Raw genomic sequence first — 21499 nt, 5'->3', positions numbered from 1 at the left:
ACCCCTTTGCAACCCGCCATGTCGATCCGATATAAGACGGCATGAGCCTGCCGCCCCAATTCCTTGACGAGATCCGCGCCCGGGTGCCCTTGTCGCGCATCATCGGGAAAAAGGTGGTCTGGGATCTGCGGCGTTCCAACCAGGCCAAGGGCGACTGGTGGGCGCCGTGTCCGTTTCATGGCGAGAAAACCGCCTCGTTCCATGTCGATGATCAGAAGGGATTCTATTACTGCTTCGGCTGCCACGCCAAGGGCGATGCGCTAACCTTTCTGCGCGAGGCCGAGGGCATGGGGTTCATCGAGGCGGTCGAACTGCTTGCGGCCGAGGCCGGCCTGCCCATGCCCGAACGCGACCCCCGTCAGGTCCAGCGTAGCGACCGCCGCAACGAACTGGTCGAGGTGATGGAGCTGGCCCAGCGCTGGTTCCGCATGCAGCTGGGCATGGCCCCGGCCGAGGACGCGCGCGCCTATCTGCAACGCCGCGGCCTGGATGCGGCGGCCTGCGAACAGTTCGGTATCGGCTTTGCCCCCGACCAGCGCCAGGGCCTGTTCAATGCGCTGCGCAGCAAGGGCGTGGCCGAGGCGCTGATCGTCGATGCCGGCCTTGCCGCGCGCCCCGATGGTGGCGGCGCGCCCTTCGACCGCTTTCGTGGCCGTATCATCTTTCCCATCCGCGACGGCCGCGGGCGCTGCATCGCCTTCGGCGGGCGTTCGCTCGACCCGAACGCGCGGGCGAAATATCTCAACAGCCCCGAAACCGCCCTGTTCGACAAGGGACGGAACCTTTACAACATCGGCCCCGCCCGCGCTGCCGTGGCCAAGGGCCGGCCGCTGGTCGTGGCCGAAGGCTATATGGATGTGATCGCCCTGGTTCGCGCCGGTTTCGACGGCGCCGTCGCACCGCTGGGCACCGCGATCACCGAGGAACAGCTGCGGCTGATGTGGCGCGTCTCGCCCGAGCCGGTGATCGCGCTGGATGGCGACAGTGCCGGGCTGCGCGCCGCCATGCGGCTGATCGACCTGGCACTGCCGCTGACCGGGCCGGGGCAGGCATTGCGTTTCGCGTTTCTGCCGCAGGGCATGGACCCCGACGATCTGATCCGTGCCAAGGGCTCTGGCGCAATGCAGGCGGTGCTCGATCAGGCAAGGCCGCTGGTCGATCTGCTGTGGCGGCGCGAGACCGAGGGCAAGGTCTTTGACAGCCCCGAGCGGCGCGCGGCGCTGGACAGGGCCCTGGCCGAGGCAGTGGCCCGCATTCCCGACAAGGATACCCGAGACCATTACTTTGCCACTTTGCGGCAGTTGAAATGGGAATTGTTTGGCGCAAGCCGCCGTGGCGCGTCAGGGGCGCGCGGCGCCGGAACGCCGCGCACGTCCTGGCCGCGGGATCTGCGTCATGCACCTTTGGCTGCGCCGGCCGCGCCGACACGCGCCTCGCGGCTTTCCTCGCCGGATGCCGATGAAACCGACGCCGAACTGCTGATCGAGGCGATGGTGTTGGCCATATGCGCCACGCATCCCTCGCTGATCGCCAATGTTGAATCCCGCCTTGAACGGCTGGCGCCGCAGGATGCGGACCGGGCCGCTCTGGTTCACGATCTGCTGTCGGGCGGTCAATCGCAGGCCGGACAGCGCGCCCTTGAAAGCATCATGGCCGAGCCCCATGTCAAGACCGCTCCGGCGATCCTGCGTCCGCAGGACGGTGACGCTGCCGCCGAAATTCTGACCAATGCCCTCGACCGGATCGAGGCGCGCCGCGCCGCCCGTGAGGAAATCGCCCGGGCCGAAGCCGAAATCCAGGGTTTGGCCGATGAAGGGCTGACCTGGCGCATGGCGCAGTCGGCCAAGGCCCGGCAACGCGCAGACCACCCCTCGCTGGCCGATCTGTCGGATCTGGGCGAGGACAGCGAAGCGCATCGCGCCATCCTCGAGGCGGCGCTGCGCAACGAAATCTGGCGCAAGCCTCGTCGATGACCGGCACGGGGCTTGCGTCATCCTCGGGGGCGAATCAGCCCTGCCGAATCACGGGGTTCCCGGCTTGGAGCAGGCTTTGAATCGCCTGCGATTCGGGCTAGAACCCTTCGACCGCCGACCCCGATTCGCCGATTCGCGAATCACCGCTTCAAGGGAGCCAGCATGGCAGCCAACGACGACGACCAGAAGCCCGACACCAAGGACGACGATCATTCTCTGGACATGTCGCAGGCTGCGGTCAAACGCATGATCGCCGAAGGGCGTGAGCGTGGCTACATCACCTATGATCAGCTGAACGCCGTTCTTCCCCCTGAACAGGTCAGTTCCGACCAGATCGAGGACGTCATGTCCATGCTGTCCGAAATGGACATCCGCGTGGTCGAGAACGACGAGGACGCCGAAGAGGCCGAGGCTGCCGGGGGCGAATTGACCACCACCGGATCGGGTTCGCGCGAATTGGCGGTTGCCAGCAGCGAAACCGAAAAGCTGGATCGCACGGATGACCCGGTGCGCATGTATCTGCGAGAGATGGGCTCGGTCGAACTGCTGTCGCGCGAAGGCGAAATCGCGATCGCCAAGCGCATCGAGGCCGGTCGCAATACGATGATTGCCGGTCTGTGCGAAAGCCCGCTGACCTTCAAGGCCATCACCATGTGGCGTCAGGAACTTCTGGACGAGGAAATCCTGCTGCGCGACGTGATCGATCTGGAAACCACCTTCGGTCGCTCCATGGATGACGAGGGCGACGAAGAGGTGGTGCTGGGGACGGACGCGCCCCGTCCTGTTGCAAGCGCGGCTGCCCGCGACGAGGAGGAGCTGGACGCCGACGGCAATCCCATGAGCCGCATCGAAGAGGATGAGGACGAGGACGACGGCCAGAACCTGTCGCTGGCGGCGATGGAAGCGTCGCTGAAGCCCAAGGTTCTCGAGACCTTGGAAGCGATTGCCCAGGGCTATGAAGAACTGGCGCATATGCAGGACAACCGCATGTCCGCCACCTTGAACGAGGACGGCACCTTTTCCGCGGCACAGGAAACCGCCTATCAGGAGTTGCGCGCCAGGATCGTCGGGCTGGTGAACGAACTGCACCTGCACAACAACCGTATCGAGGCCCTGGTCGATCAGATCTATGGCATCAACCGCCGCATCGTCACCATCGATTCCAACATGGTCAAGCTGGCGGATGCCGCGCGCATCAACCGGCGTGAGTTCATCGAGGCCTACCGCGGCAGCGAACTTGACCCCACCTGGGTCGAGCGCATGATGGAAAACAAGGGCCGCGGCTGGCAGGCGCTGTTTGAAAAGTCGCGTCGCCAGGTCGAGGAACTGCGCAGCGAAATGGCCATGGTCGGCCAGCACGTAGGCGTCGACATCGAGGAATTCCGCCGCATCGTTTCGCAGGTTCAGCGGGGCGAAAAGGAATCGCGGCAGGCCAAGAAGGAAATGGTCGAGGCCAACCTGCGCCTGGTGATCTCGATTGCCAAGAAATACACGAACCGTGGTCTGCAATTCCTTGATCTCATTCAGGAAGGCAACATCGGCCTGATGAAGGCCGTCGACAAGTTCGAATATCGCCGCGGCTACAAGTTCTCGACCTATGCGACCTGGTGGATCCGGCAGGCGATCACCCGGTCCATCGCGGACCAGGCGCGGACCATCCGCATCCCGGTTCACATGATCGAGACGATCAACAAGCTGGTGCGCACCGGCCGCCAGATGCTGCACGAGATCGGCCGCGAACCCACCCCCGAGGAACTGGCCGAAAAGCTGCAGATGCCGCTGGAAAAGGTCCGCAAGGTGATGAAGATCGCCAAGGAACCGATCAGCCTCGAGACGCCCATCGGCGACGAGGAGGACAGCCAGCTTGGCGATTTCATCGAGGACAAGAATGCCGTCCTGCCGCTGGACAGCGCGATCCAGGAAAACCTCAAGGAGACCACCACCCGCGTGCTGGCCAGCCTGACCCCGCGCGAAGAACGGGTGTTGCGCATGCGCTTCGGCATCGGCATGAATACCGACCACACGCTGGAAGAAGTGGGTCAGCAGTTCAGCGTCACCCGCGAACGCATCCGCCAGATCGAGGCCAAGGCGCTGCGCAAGCTCAAGCACCCTTCGCGGTCGCGTAAGCTGCGTTCCTTCCTGGATCAATAGAGTGGAGTGCGCTTTTCTGCTTTATAAAAGCCGGACGGGGGTTCAGCCCCGTTCGGCAGAATGCAGCGACATTCTGGCATCGGCACGCAGGCGCAATGAGGAACTGCATCTCAGCGGCTATCTGCATCTCGAGGATGGCCAGTTCTATCAATGGCTCGAGGGACCGGAAGCCGCGCTGAACCAGGTCGCCGCCCTGATCGAAGCCGATCCGCGTCACTACGACATGACATATCTGTGGCGCGGCACGCAGCCCCAGCGGATGTTCGGCGACTGGCATATGGGCTTTGGCAGCGCCGATCCCGGCACACTTTTCGACTGGGTGGTGCGCAGCGGCGTCACCGTGGGGGACGTCGCAGGTTTTGCGCGCGGTCTGCTGGGGTTCATGTTGGCGGGGGCGCGCCAGCAACAGGGCTGACGGCAGGTTCATGCTGGCTTGCAATTCGGGGTAAATCGTGAACATTCTGGCCCCTGAACTGCCGCTGCAAGCAAGGGCGTGGGACATGGAAACCTGGCTGACGGATACCGAACGTCTGCGGATGCTGGTGATGGTACTGTGTCTGCTTGCGATCGTGCTGCTGGTGGTGGTCTGGCGCCAGCGGCAAACCCAGGCGGCCTTGCGCGCGCATGAGCAGGCGATGACGCACCGGATCGAGCAGGCGGCGGCAGAATCGCGCGACCAGTTGCTGGCGCTGAGCCGGCTCGAGACACGGGCGGAGGCGCTGGCAGCGCGCGTGCAGGAACTGATCGAGGAACGCGACGGCTTGGGCGATGCACTGCACCGGGAACGTCAGACGACCGCGCGGCTTGAACGCGATCTTGCCGAAACCCGGCTTGCGGCTCAAAAGGACCGCGAGGCGGCGCAGCGCGATATCGCCACGCTGCGCGAATTGCGCGAGGAAATGACTGGCCATTTCCGGTTGATGGCGCATGAGACCTTGAAAAGCCAGGGCGCCGAATTGCAGAAACGGCATGGCGAGCAGCTGTCGGCCTTGCTGACGCCCTTTCGTGATCAGGTGCATCGCTTCCAGACCGAACTTCAGGCGCGCAACAAGGCGACGGACGAGGAACGCGCCCGCCTGCATGCGCAGATCGAATACCTGCACAAGCGTTCCGAGGATATTTCGCGCGAGGCGGTGGCGCTCACACGCGCGCTCAAGGGCGACAGCCAGAAACGAGGCGCCTGGGGCGAAATGATTCTGGAACGTATTCTTGAGCAATCCGGCCTGATGGCGGGGATCCATTACGAATCCCAGGTCAGTCGACGTGACGCCGAGGGACGGATCTGGCGACCGGATGTGCTGGTCAGGATGCCGCAGCGCAAGCTTCTGGTCATCGATAGCAAGGTTTCGCTGAATGCCTATGAAGATGCGGTGAATGCCGAGGATGACGCTGCGCGCGATGCGGCCTTGCGGCGTCATGTCGCCGCTGTCCGCGCGCATGTGACGGCTTTGGCGGCCAAGGGGTATCAGGCCCTTGACGAAGGTTCGGTCGATTATGTGCTGATGTTCATTCCCATTGAGGGCGCCTTTTCCGAGGCGCTGCGCGTCGATTCGGATCTGACACGGTTTGCGATGGAAAATCGCGTGGGTCTCGCGACCCCGACGACATTGATGCTGACGCTGCGCACCGTCGATCACATCTGGACGGTCGAGCGTCGCGAATCCAATGCCATGCAGATCGCCGCCCGGGCAGGGCAGCTTTATGACAAGCTGCACGGATTCGTGTCGGCCATCGAGGATGTCGGCCAGGCGCTGGACAAGGCGCAGAAAAGCCATGCACTGGCGCTGGACCGGCTGACACGCGGCCCCGGCAATGTCATCCGCCAGGCCGAGATGCTGCGCGAACTGGGCGCACGCACGCAAAAGCGGATCGATCTGGATCACGATGGAGGCGCCGCGCTCGAGGCGCCGGGCGAGGCCGCCGAATGAGCCTGACGCGGTTTCGCGTCGCCACGCATGGCCCGGGCTTTCATGACCTGACCGCGCGCATCGCCGATTGGCTGGGCGGGATCGGCGCCGAGGACGGCGTTCTGACGATATTCGTGCGGCATACCTCATGCTCGCTGCTGATTCAGGAAAACGCCGATCCCGACGTTCAACGCGATCTGCTGTCCTGGCTTGACCGTATCGCACCATCGGCCGACAGTCCCGCCATGACCTATCTGACCCATCGCGCAGAGGGTCCGGATGACATGCCCGCCCATCTCAAGGCGGCCATCCTGCCGGTCAGCCTGCATATCCCGGTTGCTGGCGGGCGGATGCTGCTGGGCACCTGGCAGGGTGTCTATCTGCTCGAGCATCGTCGCGCGCCGCATCGGCGCGAAATCCTGTGCAAGTTCCTGTCCGGCTGACAAAAGCTGTGGACAGGCGCGCAAAAGTGCCTTCCCCTTGGCGGCAGCATGTGGAAACTTGCGGGGCAGAAGGCACGGCGCAAAGGGTATTCACGGCATGGCTTCTGCGAACCGATCACAGGCCGCCCAGGGTCTGACGCTGATTGCACCGCCCCTGGGCTATGCGGTTCTGGTACTGGCGGCGCCGTTGCTGACGATTCTGGCCTATTCCTTTTTCAAGGACGGCTATCTGACCGTCATCCGCGAATTCACGCTGGAAAACTATCGCGCCGTCTGGAGCGATCCGATCTTTCACAAGATCATGCTGCGTTCCCTGGCGGTAGCCGGCATGGTGACGCTGGTCACGGTGCTGCTGGCGTTTCCGGTGGCCTATTTCCTGTCCTTTGCCGTGTCGCCGCAACGCAAGTCGATGTGGCTGTTCCTGATTACCATTCCGTTCTGGACCAGCTATCTGATCCGGGTATTCCTGTGGAAGGTGATCCTGGGCTACAACGGCGTCATCAACTCGGGGCTCAAGACGCTGGGGCTGATCGAACAGCCGCTGACCTTCATCCTCTACAATGTCAATTCCATGGTGATTACGCTGGCCCATGCCTATGCGCCCTTTGCCATCCTGCCGATTTTCATCGCGCTTGAGAAAATCGATCGCTCGCTGCTCGAGGCCGGGCGCGATCTGGGCGAAAGCCGCGCCATGACCTTCTGGCGCGTGACCTTGCCGCTGGCCATGCCGGGTGTGGTGGCCGCGGCGCTGATCGTATTCATTCCCACCATCGGCGATTATGTCACCCCGGCGCTGATCGGGGGCGGCAAGATCCCGATGATCGCCAACATGATCCAGAGCCAGATGCTGGACCAGGACAACCGGCCTCTGGGTTCGGCGCTGGCGGTCACCGCCATGCTGATCGTGGCCGTGCTGAGCGTGCTGTTCATCGCCCTGAACCGCCGCTTTCTGAAGGTGCGGCAATGAAGGGGGGCGGGCTGCGCATCTATGCGATCCTTTATCTGCTGTTTCTTTACGCGCCGATCCTGCTGCTGCCGATCTTTGCCTTCAACTCGGGAACGATCATCGCCTTTCCCTTGAAGGGTTTCACCACGGAATGGTTCGCGCAGATGGCGGGAAATGCCACGCTGCGGCGGGCGCTGACCAATTCGCTGACTATCGCCGTCAGCGCCTCGATCCTGGCGACCTGTCTGGGGGTTTTCGCCGCCCGCGCCTCGACCCGGTTCGAGTTTCCGGGCAAGGGGCCGATCATGGGGCTGATCATGCTGCCGCTGGTCCTGCCCGAGATCATCGTGTCGATTTCGCTGCTGGTGGTGCTGCTGTCGCTGGGGGTGCAGCTGTCGATCCTGACGGTGATCGTAGGCCACACGCTGATCTGCATGCCCTATGCGACGGTGATCCTGACCACGGCCTTCAACTCGCTGGACCGCTCGCTCGAAGAGGCCGCCTATGATCTGGGCGAAACCCGCGCCAGCGCCTTTCGGCTGGTGATCCTGCCGCTGGTGATGCCCGGCATCATCTCGTCGCTGCTGATGAGCTTTACCATCAGCCTGGACGAATTCATCATCGCCTTCTTCCTTGCGGGCAACGAACCGACCCTGCCCACCTATATCTTCAGCCAGCTGCGCTTTCCCAAGCAGATCCCGATGATCATGGCTTTGGGCACGGTGCTGGTGCTGCTGTCGATATTGCTGCTGACCATTGCCGAATACTTCCGCCGCCGCGGCATCGCCAGGACCGGCGCCAAAGATACAGGGGGCTTCCTTTGACCACCCAGAAAAGCACCGCAGCCCATCGTGCGGTCATGGCCGCGGCCCGGCCGATGATCGAATGCCGCGATGTCCACAAGTATTACGGCGACTATCACGCGCTGCGCGGCATCAACCTGACGATCCGTTCGGGCGAATTCTTCTCGCTTCTGGGGCCATCGGGCTGCGGCAAGACCACGCTGCTGCGCACCATCGCGGGGTTCGAGGACATATCCTCGGGCGTGGTGCTGATCGACGGCCAGGACATGGAGGCAGTTCCGGCCAACCGTCGCCCCACCAACATGGTGTTCCAGTCCTATGCCATCTTTCCGCATCTGAGCGTGGCCGAGAATGTGGGCTTCGGCCTGCGCCGCGATCCGCGATCCAAGGCCGAAAAGGCCGCGGCGGTCGAAGAGGCGCTGGCGATGGTCGGGCTGAAAGGATACGGCGCGCGCGCCAGCCATGCCCTTTCCGGTGGCCAGCGTCAGCGCGTGGCCCTGGCGCGGGCGTTGATCCTGAAGCCCAAGGTTCTGCTGCTGGACGAACCCTTGTCGGCCTTGGACCGCAAGATGCGCGAGCAGATGCAGGTCGAGCTGATAAAGCTGCAGCGTCAGGTCGGCATCACCTTTGTTCTGGTCACCCACGATCAGGAAGAGGCTCTGGTGATGTCGGACCGCATCGCGGTGATGTTCGAGGGGCAGATTGCCCAGCTGGACGGACCCGAGGCCCTTTATGCCCGGCCGACAAGCCGCCGGGTCGCCAATTTCATCGGGGTGATGAACTTCCTGCCCGCCCGCGTATTGGGCGAAACCGCAGATGCCGTGCAGGTCGAGGCGCCGGGCCTGGGGCGGGTCGATATTCCGCTGTCGAACGTCAGCCATGCCGATCCCGGCGACGAAGGACCGTCGATCGGTTTCCGCCCCGAGGCGGTGTCGCTGGTCGCCCCCGGTCAGCAGGGGGCAAATCGCGTTACCGAAGGCGTGGTCGATGAAGTCGTCTATTACGGCGACATGACCTATTACGACGTGCGGCTGGATGGCGCGGACTCCTTTGACGGCAAGGCGCGGCCGGTGCGCATCGCCATGCGCAACGTCTTTGGCCGCGAGGTGCAGGATGTGGGCACTCGCGCAAATGTCAGCTGGTCGCCGGGGTCGCTGGTGCTTTTCCGCTGATCGGGACCGGGCAGGGCGCGGCAATCCGCGCAGCCGGTTTGCAGCCCCCGGCCCGCCATGCCACTGTCGCGCCACATTGCAACAGACGGAGATCGCCATGATCGCACGTTCCGCAGCCCTTGGGGCCGTCCTGCTGTCCGCCCTGACCCTGCTGTCCGCCGGGGTCGCCGGCGCGCAGGAACAGGCCGCCCCGGCCCCGCAGACCGCCCCCGCAGCCACGCCAACCGACAGCGCGGCCGCCCCCCAGGATAGCGGCGCCACCTATGAAAGCGCGCGCAACCAGTTGGGTGTGCTGATCTATTGCCAGGAGAAAGGCTTCATCGATGCCGCCGCTGTCGAGACGCAGAACCGGCTGCTGGCGATGATCCCGCCCGGCGACACCGCCAAGGGCGACGCCGCCGAAGCCAAGGGGAAAGCGGGCACCGTTTCCGCCATGGGCGTCGAGCGCAGCCTGGCCGATGCGGCCAAGGAACAGAACAGCAGCGAAGAGGCCCTGTGCAAGCAGATGGATGCCCTGCTGAAGCAGCTGGCGTCGCAGGTTCCCGCCTGATGCGGGTCTGACACGCGACACCAACGGGGCGCGGCCGGCCTGTCCGGTCGCGCCCTACATCGGGGGCAAACCTTGCTGCACCCGCTTGGGCAGATTGCCGCGCACGATGCGATAGGAATGTCTGATCCGGTGCGCCAGTTCGTCGGGCGCGGCATCCAGCGGCAAGGCCACCCAGCTGGCATGGAAATAGCGCGCACGTTCGGCCACGCCGGTTTCGATCAGGAAGCGGGCGGTGTCGGGGCTGTCGGTCTTGACCGAAACATGGCTGCCGCTGGCCCCGGTCACGGCGAACATCTTGCCGCCGATCTTCCAGCAGTCGTGGCCGCCGCCCCAGGGGTCCGACCATTCGGCCCCGGGTTGGGCGGCGCAGATTTCATTCACCAGTTCGCGGCTCATGCGGCAACTGTCGCAGCCTCTCTTGGCAGAGGCAAGACAATGCGTTAAGCCAAGGCCATGAAGGTGAACACCGCCGCCATCCGCTGCATTATTACCGGCTGAAATTTCAGGCGGGCGGTTCATGGTGACCTGATGACGCCCGCAAAGGGGAAGTCATGGTCCAGATCAGGCTGACAAACACGAGGACGCGGCAGAAAGAAATCCTTGAGCCGCTGGATAGCACCAATGTGCGCCTGTATCTGTGCGGACCGACCGTTTATGACCGCGCGCATCTGGGCAATGCCCGGCCTGTCGTGGTTATCGACGTGCTGGTGCGGTTGCTGCGCCATGTCTATGGCGCGCAGCATGTCACCTATGTGCGCAACTTCACCGATGTTGATGACAAGATCAACGCGGCCGCCCTGGCGCGACAGCAGCAGGGTGCGCCGGGGACGCTGGAGGATCTGATCCGCGAACGCACGCGCGAAACCATCGGCTGGTATCACGCAGACATGGATGCGCTGGGGGCGGCGCGACCCGATCACGAGCCACGTGCCACCGATTACATCGGCCCGATGATCGCTATGATCCAGGAGCTGATCGCTGCGGGCCACGCCTATGCCCGCGACGGCCATGTGCTGTTTCGGGTGCGCAGCTATGCAGATTATGGCCGTCTGTCGGGGCGTTCGGTCGACGACATGATCGCCGGTGCCCGGGTCGAGGTGGCGCCCTTCAAGGAAGATCCGATGGATTTCGTGCTATGGAAGCCGTCGGATGCGGAGTTGCCGGGGTGGGATTCGCCCTGGGGTCGGGGACGGCCCGGCTGGCATATCGAATGTTCGGCCATGTCCTACGAGCTTCTGGGCGACAGTTTCGACATTCATGCCGGCGGCATCGACCTGCAATTTCCCCACCATGAGAACGAGATCGCGCAAAGCTGCTGCGCGCATCCGCAGGGGCAGTTCGCGCGCATCTGGCTGCATAACGAGATGTTGCAGGTCGAGGGCAAGAAGATGTCCAAGTCGCTGGGCAATTTCTTTACCGTGCGCGACCTGTTGGACCAGGGCATCCCGGGCGAGGTGATCCGGTTGGTGCTGCTGTCCACCCATTACCGCAAGCCGATGGACTGGACGGCCGAAAAGGCGCGCGAGGCCGAGGCGGTGCTGCGCCGGTGGCGCGGCCTTGTCGCGGGGATCGACCCCGCGCCAAGCCCGGCACCCGCCGTCATCGCCGCGCTTGCCGACGACCTGAACACCGCGGGTGCGATTGCCGCCATGCACGAATTGGCCGGTCAGGGGGACGCGGCGGGGCTATTGGCCTCGGGGCGGTTGCTGGGCCTTCTGGATGCGGCGCAGGGCGATTGGGCGCAGGCCGCGACCGCCGATCTGGGTGCCTGGGCCGCGCGGCTGTCGGCGCTGCGGGCCGAGGCGATGCAAAGCCGCGATTTTGCCGCCGTCGATGCGCTGAAATCGCAATTGGTCGCTGCCGGGGTCGAGGTGCGGATGACCCGCGACAGCGTCGATCTGCAACCCGGGCCGGGCTTCGATCCCGCCAGGCTGCCTGCCCAATCCTGATCCCCCGCCGAAAGAAAGCACCATGCAGCCCCAGCGTCTGTATCTTTACGACACCACCCTGCGCGACGGCCAGCAAACCCAGGGCGTGCAGTTTTCCGCCGCCGAAAAGGTCGAGATCGCGGCGATGCTTGACCAGCTGGGCGTCGATTACATCGAGGGCGGTTGGCCCGGCGCGAACCCCACCGACAGCGATTTCTTTGCCGTTGCGCCCCAGACGCGGGCCACGATGACCGCCTTTGGCATGACCAAGCGGGCAGGGCGGTCGGCCGCGAATGACGAGGTGCTGGCGGCTGTCGCCAATGCCGGCACTCGCGCGGTCTGTCTGGTGGGCAAGGCGCATCCGTTTCATGTGCGCGAGGCGCTGGGAATCGGCCTTGAAGACAACCTGGACAATATCGCGGCTTCGGTGGCGCATCTGGTATCCCAGGGGCGCGAGGCGCTGTTCGATGCCGAGCATTTCTTTGACGGTTACGCCGAGAACCCCGGCTATGCGCTGGACTGCCTGCGGGCGGCGGTGGATGCCGGCGCGCGCTGGGTGGTGCTGTGCGACACCAACGGCGGCAGTTTGCCGCAGCAGGTGGCCGAGGTGACGCGCGCGGTGATTGCCGCAGGCATTCCCGGCGATCGTCTGGGCATTCATTGCCATGATGACACCGGGCAGGCCGTCGCCTGTTCGCTGGCCGCGGTCGATGCCGGCGCGCGTCAGATCCAGGGCACGTTGAACGGTCTGGGCGAGCGCTGCGGCAACGCCAGCCTGACCAGCCTGATTCCGACCCTGTTGCTGAAAGAGCCTTACCGCTCGACCCTGACCACAGGCGTCAGCATGGAAGGTCTGGCGGCGCTGACGCGGATTTCGCGGCGACTGGACGAGATTCTGAACCGCGCGCCACTGCGCAACGCTCCTTATGTCGGAACCTCGGCGTTTGCCCACAAGGCCGGGTTGCACGCCAGCGCGATCCTGAAGAACCCCGCCACCTACGAGCATGTCGACCCTGCAATTGTCGGCAACGACCGCATCATTCCGATGTCGAACCAGGCCGGGCAATCGAATCTTCGCGCGCGCCTGGCAGATGCGGGCGTCAGCGTGAACAGCGACGATCCGGCGCTGGCGCGCATCCTCGATCTGGTCAAATCCCGCGAGGATGCTGGTTATGCCTATGACGGTGCCCAAGCCAGTTTCGAGTTGCTGGCCCTGTCGGAACTGGGCCGGCTGCAGCCCTATTTCTCGGTCGAGCGCTATCGCGTCACTGTCGAGCGGCGCCGCAACGCACTGGGGCGGCGCATTTCCGTTTCCGAGGCGGTGGTGGTTGTGGACATCGGGGGTCAGCGGGTGCTTTCCGTCAGCGAGAGCCTTGACGAACAGGGTGATGACCTGGGGCCGGTGAATGCGCTGTGGCGCGCCCTGGCCAAGGATCTGGGCCCCTATCAGCAGGCGATCAGCGACATGCATCTGATCGATTTCCGCGTGCGGATCACCGGCAGCGGGGTCGAGGCCACGACCCGTGTCATCATCGAATGCGCCGATGGCCACGGCAATACCTGGGCCACGGTGGGCGTCTCTCCCAATATCGTCGATGCCAGTTTCGAGGCGCTGGTGGATGCCATCCGCTGGAAACTGCACAGGGATCGGGTGACCCCGGCATGAGCGTGGATTACTGCGCACAGCTGCTGCGTGAGCTTGATCCCGACCGTTTCGGCATTTGCCTGATGGTGGCGCCCGAGCGACGGGCGCGGCTGCTGACACTTTATGCGCTGAACCTGGAACTGGCGCGCGCGCCGCTGGCCTCGAACGAGCCGCTGGTGGCCGAGATGCGGCTGCAATGGTGGATCGACAGCCTGGAATCGCTGGCCGAACGGCAGCCGCAACCGCATGAGCTGTTGTCGCCCCTTGCCGAGGCCTGGGGGGCACGGGCGGCTGCCTTTGCCGAACTGGCCGAGGCGCGCAGACGTGACGCGGCGCGCGAGCCTCATGATGGCCCGCAGGCGGTTTGCGACTATGTTCGGGCCACCGCCGTGCCGTTGACGCAATTCGCGGCCGAGGCCCTGTCGGCGCCTGCCGAGGCCGCGCCGGTGGTGGCGGCACAGGCCGAAGGCGTCGGGCTGGTGCAATGGCTGGCGGCGCTGCCGGCGCTGCAAAGGCTGGGCCTGGGGCTGTGGGATCCCGCACCGGCCGAACTGGCACGCCTGGCCGATCTGGCGCGGGCGCGCCTGGCCGAGGCCGCCGCTGGCCGCCGCATGATTTCCCGCGCGCTCGCGCCGGTGCTGTATCCCGGCGCGACCGCGGGCGCGATCCTGGCCGCTGCGCCCAGGGGGATCGAGGCTTTGGCCCATGCGGCCCCGTCCGAATTCCGCCGCCGCCTGGCGCTGGGGCGCTTTGCCCTGACGCATCGCTGGCGGGTGTGAAAAGGGGCGGCCAGTGGCCGCCCCCGATCACATCGCTGCAAAGGAATCTCAGCCGCGCAGGATCGACCGCCCGGCGTATTCCGCGGCTGCGCCCAGCATTTCTTCGATGCGGATCAGCTGGTTGTATTTTGCCAGCCGGTCCGAACGCGCCAGCGAGCCGGTCTTGATCTGGCCGCAATTCGTCGCCACCGCCAGATCGGCGATGGTCGCGTCCTCGGTCTCGCCGGAACGGTGCGACATCACCGACGTATAGCGGGCGCGGTCGGCCATGCGCACGGCGTCCAGCGTTTCGGTCAGGGTGCCGATCTGGTTCACCTTGACCAGCAGCGAGTTGGCACACCCCCGGGCGATGCCGTCGGCAAGGCGCGCGGGATTGGTCACGAACAGGTCGTCACCCACCAGTTGCACGCGATCGCCCAGCGCGTCGGTGAGCAGCTTCCAGCCGTCCCAGTCGTCTTCCGAACAGCCGTCCTCGATCGACAGGATCGGGTAGTCGTTGCACAGCGCCTCGAGGTAGGCGACGTTTTCGGCCGGCGTCAGCGATTTGCGTTCGCCCTTCATTTCGTATTTGCCGCCCTTGAAATATTCGGTCGAGGCGCAATCAAGCGCCAGCATGATGTCGTCGCCCGGGGCGTAACCGGCCTTTTCGATCGCCTTCAGAATGAAATCCAGCGCTTCGCGCGTGCTGGAGAGGTTGGGGGCAAAGCCGCCCTCGTCGCCCACGCCGGTGGCAAGGCCCGCCGCAGACAGTTCCTTCTTCAGCGTGTGGAACACCTCGGAACCCATGCGCACGGCCTCGCGAATGTTTTCGGCCGCCACCGGCATGATCATGAATTCCTGAATGTCGATCGGGTTGTCGGCATGTTCGCCGCCGTTGATGATGTTCATCATCGGCACCGGCAGGATGCGGGCACCGGTGCCGCCGACATAGCGATAAAGCGGCTGGGCGCTGGCTTCAGCGGCGGCCTTGGCCACGGCCAGCGACACACCCAGGATGGCATTGGCGCCCAGCCGGCTTTTGTTGGCGGTCCCGTCCAGTTCGATCATCATGCGGTCGATGCCGATCTGATCGGTCACATCCTCGCCGATCAGGTTTTCGGCGATTTCGCCGTTGACCGCATTTACGGCCTCAAGCACGCCCTTGCCCATGTAGCGCGACTTGTCGCCGTCGCGCTTTTCGACCGCTTCATGCGCCCCGGTCGAGGCGCCCGAGGGCACGGCGGCGCGGCCCATGGTGCCGTCCTCCAGCGTGACATCGACCTCGACGGTCGGGTTGCCACGGCTGTCCAGGATCTCGCGCGCGAAAATGTCGATGATGGCGGTCATGTTCCGTCCCTCTGGTGACAATAGGTTGGCCGCTGTTTAGCGAAGCCCGCCGTTGCGGGAAAGCGTCAATCTTGCACCCCTGGCCCAGGTTGGTCAGGCACGCGCGACCGGATCGGCGGATGCTGCATGCCGCGGGGGCCGGGCGCATAGACATCGACCGCCAGATCCGCCCAGACAGGCAGGTGGTCGGATGCCTGCCGCGCCAGGTCATTGTCCAGAACACCGCAGTCCAGCACCTCGATGCTGCGCGACAGGGCAAAACGGTCATAGCGCAGACGCGGAAAGGGCGCAGGCCAGCTGGGACCGGGCGCCACCAGGCGCAGCGGCTCCAGCGCCTCGAGCCCGCGGGAATCGTGCCATTCGTTGAAGTCGCCGGTCAGCACGACGCGGTCGTGGCCGATACGCCTGACCTGCGCGATTATGCGTGAAAGCTGTGCCCGTCGCGATGACCGCATCAGCCCCAGATGCAGGGCCACCACCGTCAGCCCGGGCAGGCGCAGAACCAGCGCCCCCCGGGGTTCGATGCCGGGCAGGGGCAAGCGACGGATCTGCGCCACATCGCGCAGGTCGGGCCGCAAGAGGATGGTCTGCCCGTGCCACCCCAGCGAGTTTTCGCCAGTGCCCAGGAATGGTGCGGGCACCATGCCGGTAAAATCGCTGATAAGACTGCGCGGCAGCGCCTCGGGGCGCGCGCCAAAGCGGAAATCGACCTCTTGCAGGGCAATCACGTCGGCGCCCAGTTCCGCGATCACCTGCAGGTTTCGTTCGGGGGCATGGGGGCCGGTCATGCCCCGACACTTGTGCAGGTTGTAGCTGGCCAGTCTCAAGCGGTCGGTCGGATGGGTCATGGCACCTTTGCTGATGTTCAGGTGCCGCAGAATGTGCGGCGGACGATTTCTTCGGGCTGGGGCGCCAAGGCGAACATATCCCATTCCGCCCTGTCGTCGAAGGGGGAACGCAAGGCTGCGTCCAATTCGTGAAAGAGCGTGTAATCGCCGGTCTTTGCCGCCTCGATAGCCGCCTCGATCCGGTGGTTGCGCGGGATGCGACGCGGGTTGGCGCGCGCCATCAGCGCAAGGTCCGGCCCGGCTGGTCCCAACCGCTGCCGCCAGATCGCAGCCCAGTCGTCAAACCTTTCCGGCTGCCGAAACTCTGCCCGCGCCGTCCCATCGGCAAGACCGGCAAAGCAGCGGGTGAAATCGACCTCCTGGCTTGCCATCCTTTCCAGAAGCGATTCGATCAGGTCGCGGTCTTCGGGGCGGGGGTCGGCAATGCCCAGCTTGGCGGCAAAGCGCCGCAGCCATTCCTGCTGGTAAAGCTGCGGAAAGCTGTGGACAATGCGTGTGGCCTCGATCACGGCGGGATCGTCGTTGCCCATCAGCGGCACCAGGCAGCTGGCCAGTTGCGCCAGGTTCCAGACAGCGATGCGCGGCTGTTCGTTCCAGGCATAGCGGCCATAGGCGTCGATCGAACTGAACACCTTGTTCGGCGCATAATCATCCATGAAGGCACAGGGGCCGTAATCGATGGTTTCGCCAGAAACAGCCATGTTGTCGGTGTTCATGACGCCATGGATAAAGCCAAGGGCCATCCAGCCGGCGATGGTGCTGGCCTGACGCTCGACCACGCGCTGCAACAGGTCCGCCGCGCCCGAGGCGTCGGGATAATGGCGGGCGATCACATGTTCGCACAGCAGCCGCAGCCGCTGATGATCGCCGCGCGCGGCGTAGAATTCAAAGGTGCCGATGCGGATATGACTGGCCGCGATCCGCGTCAGAACCGCACCTGGCAGCGAGGTTTCGCGCACCACTTTTTCGCCGGTGGCAACGGCTGCAAGAGCCCGGGTGGTGGGAATGCCGACCGCGGCCATGAATTCGCTGACCAGATATTCGCGCAGCACCGGCCCCAGCCAAGCCCGGCCATCCCCCCGGCGCGAAAATGGCGTTGGTCCCGAGCCCTTCAACTGAAGGTCGAAGCGGGCACCGTCGGGGGCGACCACCTCGCCCAGCAGCACGGCGCGGCCGTCGCCGAGCTGTGGCACGAAGCCGCCGAACTGATGGCCGGCATAGGCCTGGGCGATCGGCTCGGCCCCGGGGGGGACTGCGTTACCCGCGAGCATCGCCAGCCCCTCGGGTCCGGCAAGCCAATCGGCGTCCAGGCCCAGCCGGTCGGCCAGGGGGCGGTTGAGCGCGACCAGGGACGGCGCGCGGACCGGGGTTGGTGGGGTGCGGGTAAAGAACCCCTGCGGCAGTCGGGCATAACTGTTGTCAAAACGGATCATCGCGGCCCTCCTTATCGACCATATCTAACCGCGATTGCCGGGATTTTAAGGGCAGCGGCGCTAATGTGTCACGCTGCCCGAAAAAAGGTTCACCACAACCACCCCGGCCACGATCAGCCCCAGACCGATGATTGCCGCCAGATCCAGCTTTTGCCCAAAGACCACCAGACCGATCACCGATACCAGCACGATGCCCAGGCCGCTCCAGATCGCATAGGCCAGACCCAGCGGCATGTGGCGCAGCACCAGTGACAGGAAATAGAACGACCCTGCGTAGCATATGCCTGTCATCAGCGTGGGCAGCAGTCGGGTGAACTGTTCGCTGCGTTGCAGGAAGGTGGTGCCGACCACCTCCAGCGTGATGGCCGTCATCAGGATCGCATAGGTCAGAATGGGCATGGTCGCTCCGTCGGTTGCAGCATCTTGTTGCCTGCTTTTGCCGGAAAAGTCACGGGATCGAACGTCAAGCTGCCTTGAACCGCAGCCGTGATATGCGTATCCCACAGGCTTGCAATTCAAAGGATGCCGACCGTGAAATTCCTCGATCTTGCCAAGGTCTATGTCCGCTCGGGCGGCGGGGGCGCAGGTTGCGTATCCTTCCGCCGTGAAAAGTTCATCGAATACGGCGGCCCCGATGGCGGCGACGGCGGCCGCGGCGGGGATGTCTGGGCGGAAGCGGTCGAGGGGCTGAACACGCTGATCGACTTTCGCTTTCAGCAGCATTTCTTCGCGCGTTCGGGCGGTCATGGCATGGGGTCGCAGCGCACCGGCGCCTCGGGCGACGATGTGGTGCTGCGCGTGCCGGTGGGAACCGAGATCCTTGAAGAAGATCAGGAAACGCTGGTCGCCGATCTGACGACACCCGGCCAGCGGGTGCTGCTGGCCCGCGGCGGCAACGGCGGGTTCGGCAACCTGCATTTCAAAAGCTCGACCAACCGCGCACCGCGCCATGCCAACCCGGGTCAGCCTGGCGTCGAACGCACCTTGTGGCTGCGGTTGAAGCTGATCGCGGATGCCGGTTTGCTGGGGCTGCCCAATGCGGGCAAGTCGACCTTTCTGGCGGCGGTGTCGAACGCGCGCCCCAAGATCGCGGATTATCCCTTTACCACGCTGCACCCAAACCTGGGAGTGGTCGGCATCGACGGGCATGAATTCGTGATGGCCGACATTCCGGGGCTGATCGAGGGCGCGTCCGAAGGACGCGGGCTGGGCGACCAGTTCCTGGGCCATGTCGAACGCTCGCGCGTGCTGCTGCATCTGGTGGATGGCACGGCCGAGGATGTGGCCGCCGACGCGCGCACCATCCTGAATGAACTGGCCGCCTATTCCCCGGCCCTTGCCGAAAAGCCGCGCGTGACTGCCCTGAACAAGATCGACGCCATCTCTGCCGACGAGCTGGACGAAAAGCGCGCCGCGCTTGAGGCCGAGGTGGGCGGGCCGGTGCTGCTGATGTCGGGTGTGTCGCGGCAGGGCGTGTCCGAGGTGCTGCGCGCGCTTTGGGCGCAGATCGCACCGTCGCGCCAGCCGGCCGGACAACCGGGGACCGATCAGCCGTGGCAGCCGTGACCCCGGAACTGGGCCGCGCAAGGCGGCTGGTGGTCAAGATCGGCTCGGCGTTGCTGGTCGATGATGGCGGGCTGCGCGGTGCCTGGCTGCGGGCGCTGTGCGACGACGTGGCGGCGGCGCGGGCGCGGGGCACCGATGTGGTGCTGGTGTCCTCGGGCGCGATTGCACTGGGGCGCAAGGTGCTGGGCCTGCCTGCGGGGCCGCTGCGGGTGGAACAGTCGCAGGCCGCGGCCGCCGTGGGCCAGATTCGCCTGGCCCGCGCCTATGAAGAGGCGCTGACCCCGCATGGCGTCACCACCGCGCAACTACTGGTGACGCTGGACGACACCAGCGACCGGCGCCGCTATCTGAACAGCCGCGCCACCATCCAGACGCTGCTGGGGCTGGGGGTCGTGCCGATCGTCAACGAAAACGACACCGTCGCCACGGACGAGATCCGCTTTGGCGACAACGACCGACTGGCGGCGCAGATCGCCGTGACCTGCGGCGCCGACCAGCTGCTGCTGCTGTCGGATGTGGACGGGCTTTATACCGCGAACCCCAAGACCGACCCTGGTGCCCGCCATCTGCCGGTCGTCGAACAGATCACCCCCGAGATCGAGGCTATGGGCGGCGATCCGGTGTCCGGGCTGAGCAAGGGCGGCATGAAAACCAAGCTGCTGGCGGCGCGCACCGCGGTTGCGGGCGGCTGTGCCATGGCCATCGCCGAGGGTTCGGTTTTGCACCCGTTGCAGGCAGTGGCCGCAGGCGCCCGCGTCACCTGGTTCCTGCCTGACACCGATCCGCAGGTCGCGCGCAAGCGTTGGATCGCGGCGATGAAGCCCAAGGGCGAACTGACCGTCGATGCCGGCGCGGCGCAGGCACTGCGCCAGGGCAAGTCGCTGTTGCCCGCTGGGGTAACGGCAATCAGCGGCCGCTTTGGCCGGGGCGATCCTGTGGCAGTTGTGGACCCAACCGGGGCAAGACTGGCATCCGGTCTGGTGCGCTATGCCTCGACCGAGGCGCGTGCCATTGCCGGCCATCGCAGCGACGAGATCGAGGCAATCCTGGGCTATCCGGGCCGCGCGGCTCTGATCCACCGCGACGATATGGTGGTCTAGGCCACCCTGGCTGATTCTTCAGTCGGCTGGCGCGGCGGGAACCAATGGTCGGCGCTGTGCCAGGTGCAGCAGGCGCGCCATGCGCATCGCTTCGGCATCCGGCTCGGGCAGGCCCAGCACGATATCGCGCAGCATGGCGATGCCGTCCTCGCTGCGGGGCGGCAAGGATTGGGCGGCGATGGGCGCGCCGATGGTGATGCGGAATGGCTGGCTGGCCTTGTTCAGCACTTCGTTGAACAGCGTCACATCGCGCAGCGTTGGATGGATGGCATCCAGCAGATAGAACAGCGCCGAATTGCGCGACCGGATACGCAGCGGAACCACCGGCACATCGAACTTGCGTGCAATCATCGCCGCGCTGGCCATCCATGGCCGTTCGTGCAAGGTCAGCCCGCGTCGCTTGGCCAGCCGCCCCGAGGGAAAGATCAAGCCGATGCGCCCCTGAGCCAAAGCCTCGCGCGTGTAGTCCATGGTGACGCGCGTCTTGGCGTGGGAACGCTTTTCCAGTCGCCATTCCACCGGTGCAATGACCGAATGGAACTGGGGCAGGATGCGCAGGATATCGTGGTTGGCGTAAATGAACAGATCATCGCGCACGGCCGAGATGACGGCGTTCAGAACGATTCCATCGGCAATGCCGGTGGGGTGGTTCGCGACAATCAGCGCCGGTCCATGCGCGGGCAGGTGTTCCAGGCCCGAAACCCGAATGTCGCGCATGATGATCTGCGCAATCCGGCGCAGGATCTCAGGGGCGGGCAGGTCGCGATATTCCTCGGCCAGATCCAATGTCTGGGAATAGCGCAGCAACCACATCAAACCGCGCCGTGCCAGGTCATGGGTCAGGCGGCCTGAAAAAAGCCAGGGCGCCCGCTCGGCGATCAGCGGATCGATGCGTGATTTCATATCCTCGCGGGCGTTCATGGGCGCAG

Annotated in this window: 20 protein-coding genes; 14 read left to right on the top strand and 6 right to left on the bottom strand. The window is 65.0% G+C overall.

Going from position 1 to position 21499, the window contains the following annotated elements; translation table 11 throughout:
• The first annotated feature begins 41 nt into the window (after window positions 1-41).
• The 9 genes from dnaG to GB880_RS11995 all read left to right on the top strand — a co-directional run bounded on the left by dnaG (window position 42) and on the right by GB880_RS11995 (window position 9945).
• Window positions 42-1973 (top strand): DNA primase, encoded by a 1932-nt coding sequence (gene dnaG, locus GB880_RS12035; RefSeq protein ID WP_154489954.1) that lies wholly within the window; start codon window positions 42-44, stop codon window positions 1971-1973.
• Between the two features lie 162 nt (window positions 1974-2135).
• Window positions 2136-4124: an RNA polymerase sigma factor RpoD gene (rpoD, locus tag GB880_RS12030; protein WP_154489952.1), complete on the top strand. Its 1989-nt coding sequence runs from the start codon at window positions 2136-2138 to the stop codon at window positions 4122-4124.
• 1 nt (window position 4125) lies between these two features.
• Entirely contained in the window at window positions 4126-4539 is a 414-nt protein-coding gene (locus GB880_RS12025; protein ID WP_154489950.1) for a BLUF domain-containing protein, read from the top strand.
• A gap of 85 nt (window positions 4540-4624) precedes the next feature.
• Window positions 4625-6052: a DNA recombination protein RmuC gene (gene rmuC / locus GB880_RS12020; RefSeq protein WP_154489948.1), complete on the top strand. Its 1428-nt coding sequence runs from the start codon at window positions 4625-4627 to the stop codon at window positions 6050-6052.
• Window positions 6049-6474 (top strand): secondary thiamine-phosphate synthase enzyme YjbQ, encoded by a 426-nt coding sequence (locus GB880_RS12015; RefSeq protein ID WP_154489946.1) that lies wholly within the window; start codon window positions 6049-6051, stop codon window positions 6472-6474. Before rmuC ends, GB880_RS12015 begins: the two co-directional genes overlap by 4 nt.
• 97 nt (window positions 6475-6571) lie before the next feature.
• On the top strand, window positions 6572-7441 hold the full coding sequence (locus GB880_RS12010; protein WP_154489933.1) for an ABC transporter permease: 870 nt from the start codon (window positions 6572-6574) through the stop codon (window positions 7439-7441).
• Window positions 7438-8244 carry an ABC transporter permease gene (locus GB880_RS12005; RefSeq protein WP_154489931.1) on the top strand — a complete coding sequence of 269 codons (807 nt, stop codon included), beginning with the start codon at window positions 7438-7440 and terminating at the stop codon, window positions 8242-8244. The genes GB880_RS12010 and GB880_RS12005 overlap by 4 nt, the downstream gene beginning before the upstream one ends.
• Before the next feature lie 53 nt (window positions 8245-8297).
• Window positions 8298-9395 (top strand): ABC transporter ATP-binding protein, encoded by a 1098-nt coding sequence (locus GB880_RS12000; RefSeq protein ID WP_154490140.1) that lies wholly within the window; start codon window positions 8298-8300, stop codon window positions 9393-9395.
• 97 nt (window positions 9396-9492) lie between these two features.
• On the top strand, window positions 9493-9945 hold the full coding sequence (locus GB880_RS11995; RefSeq protein WP_154489929.1) for a pore-forming ESAT-6 family protein: 453 nt from the start codon (window positions 9493-9495) through the stop codon (window positions 9943-9945).
• A gap of 54 nt (window positions 9946-9999) precedes the next feature.
• Here the strand turns inward: GB880_RS11995 and GB880_RS11990 are convergent, their stop codons facing one another.
• The gene (locus tag GB880_RS11990) at window positions 10000-10341 is read right to left on the bottom strand and encodes an MmcQ/YjbR family DNA-binding protein (protein ID WP_154489927.1); all 342 of its coding nucleotides are present in this window, start codon (window positions 10339-10341) and stop codon (window positions 10000-10002) included.
• Between the two features lie 155 nt (window positions 10342-10496).
• On the opposite strand from GB880_RS11990, the gene cysS reads away from it, so the two are divergent.
• From cysS to GB880_RS11975, 3 genes are read left to right on the top strand one after another with little or no spacing between them, the layout of a single operon-like run.
• The gene (gene cysS / locus GB880_RS11985; RefSeq protein ID WP_154489925.1) at window positions 10497-11894 is read left to right on the top strand and encodes a cysteine--tRNA ligase; all 1398 of its coding nucleotides are present in this window, start codon (window positions 10497-10499) and stop codon (window positions 11892-11894) included.
• 22 nt (window positions 11895-11916) lie between these two features.
• Window positions 11917-13539, top strand: coding sequence for a citramalate synthase (gene cimA / locus GB880_RS11980; RefSeq protein ID WP_154489923.1), 1623 nt, complete (start codon window positions 11917-11919; stop codon window positions 13537-13539).
• Window positions 13536-14297: a squalene/phytoene synthase family protein gene (locus tag GB880_RS11975; protein ID WP_263467161.1), complete on the top strand. Its 762-nt coding sequence runs from the start codon at window positions 13536-13538 to the stop codon at window positions 14295-14297. Before cimA ends, GB880_RS11975 begins: the two co-directional genes overlap by 4 nt.
• A 48-nt stretch (window positions 14298-14345) precedes the next feature.
• Here GB880_RS11975 and eno read toward each other — a convergent pair whose 3' ends face one another.
• The 4 genes from eno to GB880_RS11955 all read right to left on the bottom strand — a co-directional run bounded on the left by eno (window position 14346) and on the right by GB880_RS11955 (window position 18297).
• Window positions 14346-15623, bottom strand: coding sequence for a phosphopyruvate hydratase (gene eno, locus GB880_RS11970; protein ID WP_154493340.1), 1278 nt, complete (start codon window positions 15621-15623; stop codon window positions 14346-14348).
• A 65-nt stretch (window positions 15624-15688) separates the two neighbouring features.
• Window positions 15689-16471, bottom strand: a complete 783-nt coding sequence (locus GB880_RS11965) for an endonuclease/exonuclease/phosphatase family protein (RefSeq protein ID WP_229774363.1) — start codon at window positions 16469-16471, stop codon at window positions 15689-15691.
• 17 nt (window positions 16472-16488) lie between these two features.
• Window positions 16489-17904 carry a protein adenylyltransferase SelO gene (locus tag GB880_RS11960; RefSeq protein WP_154493342.1) on the bottom strand — a complete coding sequence of 472 codons (1416 nt, stop codon included), beginning with the start codon at window positions 17902-17904 and terminating at the stop codon, window positions 16489-16491.
• 60 nt (window positions 17905-17964) lie between these two features.
• On the bottom strand, window positions 17965-18297 hold the full coding sequence (locus GB880_RS11955) for an SMR family transporter (RefSeq protein WP_442793778.1): 333 nt from the start codon (window positions 18295-18297) through the stop codon (window positions 17965-17967).
• Between the two features lie 138 nt (window positions 18298-18435).
• Between GB880_RS11955 and obgE the strand changes: the two genes are divergently transcribed.
• Together obgE and proB are read left to right on the top strand one after the other, a co-directional pair.
• Window positions 18436-19470, top strand: a complete 1035-nt coding sequence (gene obgE, locus GB880_RS11950) for a GTPase ObgE (protein ID WP_263467160.1) — start codon at window positions 18436-18438, stop codon at window positions 19468-19470.
• Window positions 19458-20570, top strand: a complete 1113-nt coding sequence (gene proB / locus GB880_RS11945) for a glutamate 5-kinase (protein WP_263467159.1) — start codon at window positions 19458-19460, stop codon at window positions 20568-20570. The genes obgE and proB overlap by 13 nt, the downstream gene beginning before the upstream one ends.
• Before the next feature lie 18 nt (window positions 20571-20588).
• On the opposite strand, the gene GB880_RS11940 is transcribed toward proB, so the two are convergent.
• Window positions 20589-21473, bottom strand: coding sequence for a 1-acyl-sn-glycerol-3-phosphate acyltransferase (locus GB880_RS11940; protein ID WP_229774364.1), 885 nt, complete (start codon window positions 21471-21473; stop codon window positions 20589-20591).
• Window positions 21474-21499: the final 26 nt, after the last annotated feature.

It is taken from the genome of Paracoccus sp. SMMA_5_TC, from assembly GCF_009696685.2.
GTDB lineage: Bacteria > Pseudomonadota > Alphaproteobacteria > Rhodobacterales > Rhodobacteraceae > Paracoccus.
Note: the sequence above shows the minus strand (reverse complement) of the source record. Positions and strands in the feature narration are given on the sequence as shown.

Bases quoted from the DNA above. Each gene is read 5' to 3' on its own strand.
- GB880_RS12010 (WP_154489933.1), top strand. From the start codon at position 6,572: ATGGCTTCTGCGAACCGATCACAGGCCGCCCAGGGTCTGACGCTGATT.
- cysS (WP_154489925.1), top strand. From the start codon at position 10,497: ATGGTCCAGATCAGGCTGACAAACACGAGGACGCGGCAGAAAGAAATC.
- GB880_RS11990 (WP_154489927.1), bottom strand. From the start codon at position 10,341: ATGAGCCGCGAACTGGTGAATGAAATCTGCGCCGCCCAACCCGGGGCC.
- cimA (WP_154489923.1), top strand. From the start codon at position 11,917: ATGCAGCCCCAGCGTCTGTATCTTTACGACACCACCCTGCGCGACGGC.
- GB880_RS11975 (WP_263467161.1), top strand. From the start codon at position 13,536: ATGAGCGTGGATTACTGCGCACAGCTGCTGCGTGAGCTTGATCCCGAC.
- GB880_RS11960 (WP_154493342.1), bottom strand. From the start codon at position 17,904: ATGATCCGTTTTGACAACAGTTATGCCCGACTGCCGCAGGGGTTCTTT.
- eno (WP_154493340.1), bottom strand. From the start codon at position 15,623: ATGACCGCCATCATCGACATTTTCGCGCGCGAGATCCTGGACAGCCGT.
- GB880_RS12005 (WP_154489931.1), top strand. From the start codon at position 7,438: ATGAAGGGGGGCGGGCTGCGCATCTATGCGATCCTTTATCTGCTGTTT.
- GB880_RS12000 (WP_154490140.1), top strand. From the start codon at position 8,298: ATGATCGAATGCCGCGATGTCCACAAGTATTACGGCGACTATCACGCG.
- dnaG (WP_154489954.1), top strand. From the start codon at position 42: ATGAGCCTGCCGCCCCAATTCCTTGACGAGATCCGCGCCCGGGTGCCC.
- GB880_RS11940 (WP_229774364.1), bottom strand. From the start codon at position 21,473: ATGAAATCACGCATCGATCCGCTGATCGCCGAGCGGGCGCCCTGGCTT.
- rpoD (WP_154489952.1), top strand. From the start codon at position 2,136: ATGGCAGCCAACGACGACGACCAGAAGCCCGACACCAAGGACGACGAT.
- GB880_RS12015 (WP_154489946.1), top strand. From the start codon at position 6,049: ATGAGCCTGACGCGGTTTCGCGTCGCCACGCATGGCCCGGGCTTTCAT.
- rmuC (WP_154489948.1), top strand. From the start codon at position 4,625: ATGGAAACCTGGCTGACGGATACCGAACGTCTGCGGATGCTGGTGATG.
- GB880_RS11995 (WP_154489929.1), top strand. From the start codon at position 9,493: ATGATCGCACGTTCCGCAGCCCTTGGGGCCGTCCTGCTGTCCGCCCTG.
- GB880_RS11965 (WP_229774363.1), bottom strand. From the start codon at position 16,471: ATGACCCATCCGACCGACCGCTTGAGACTGGCCAGCTACAACCTGCAC.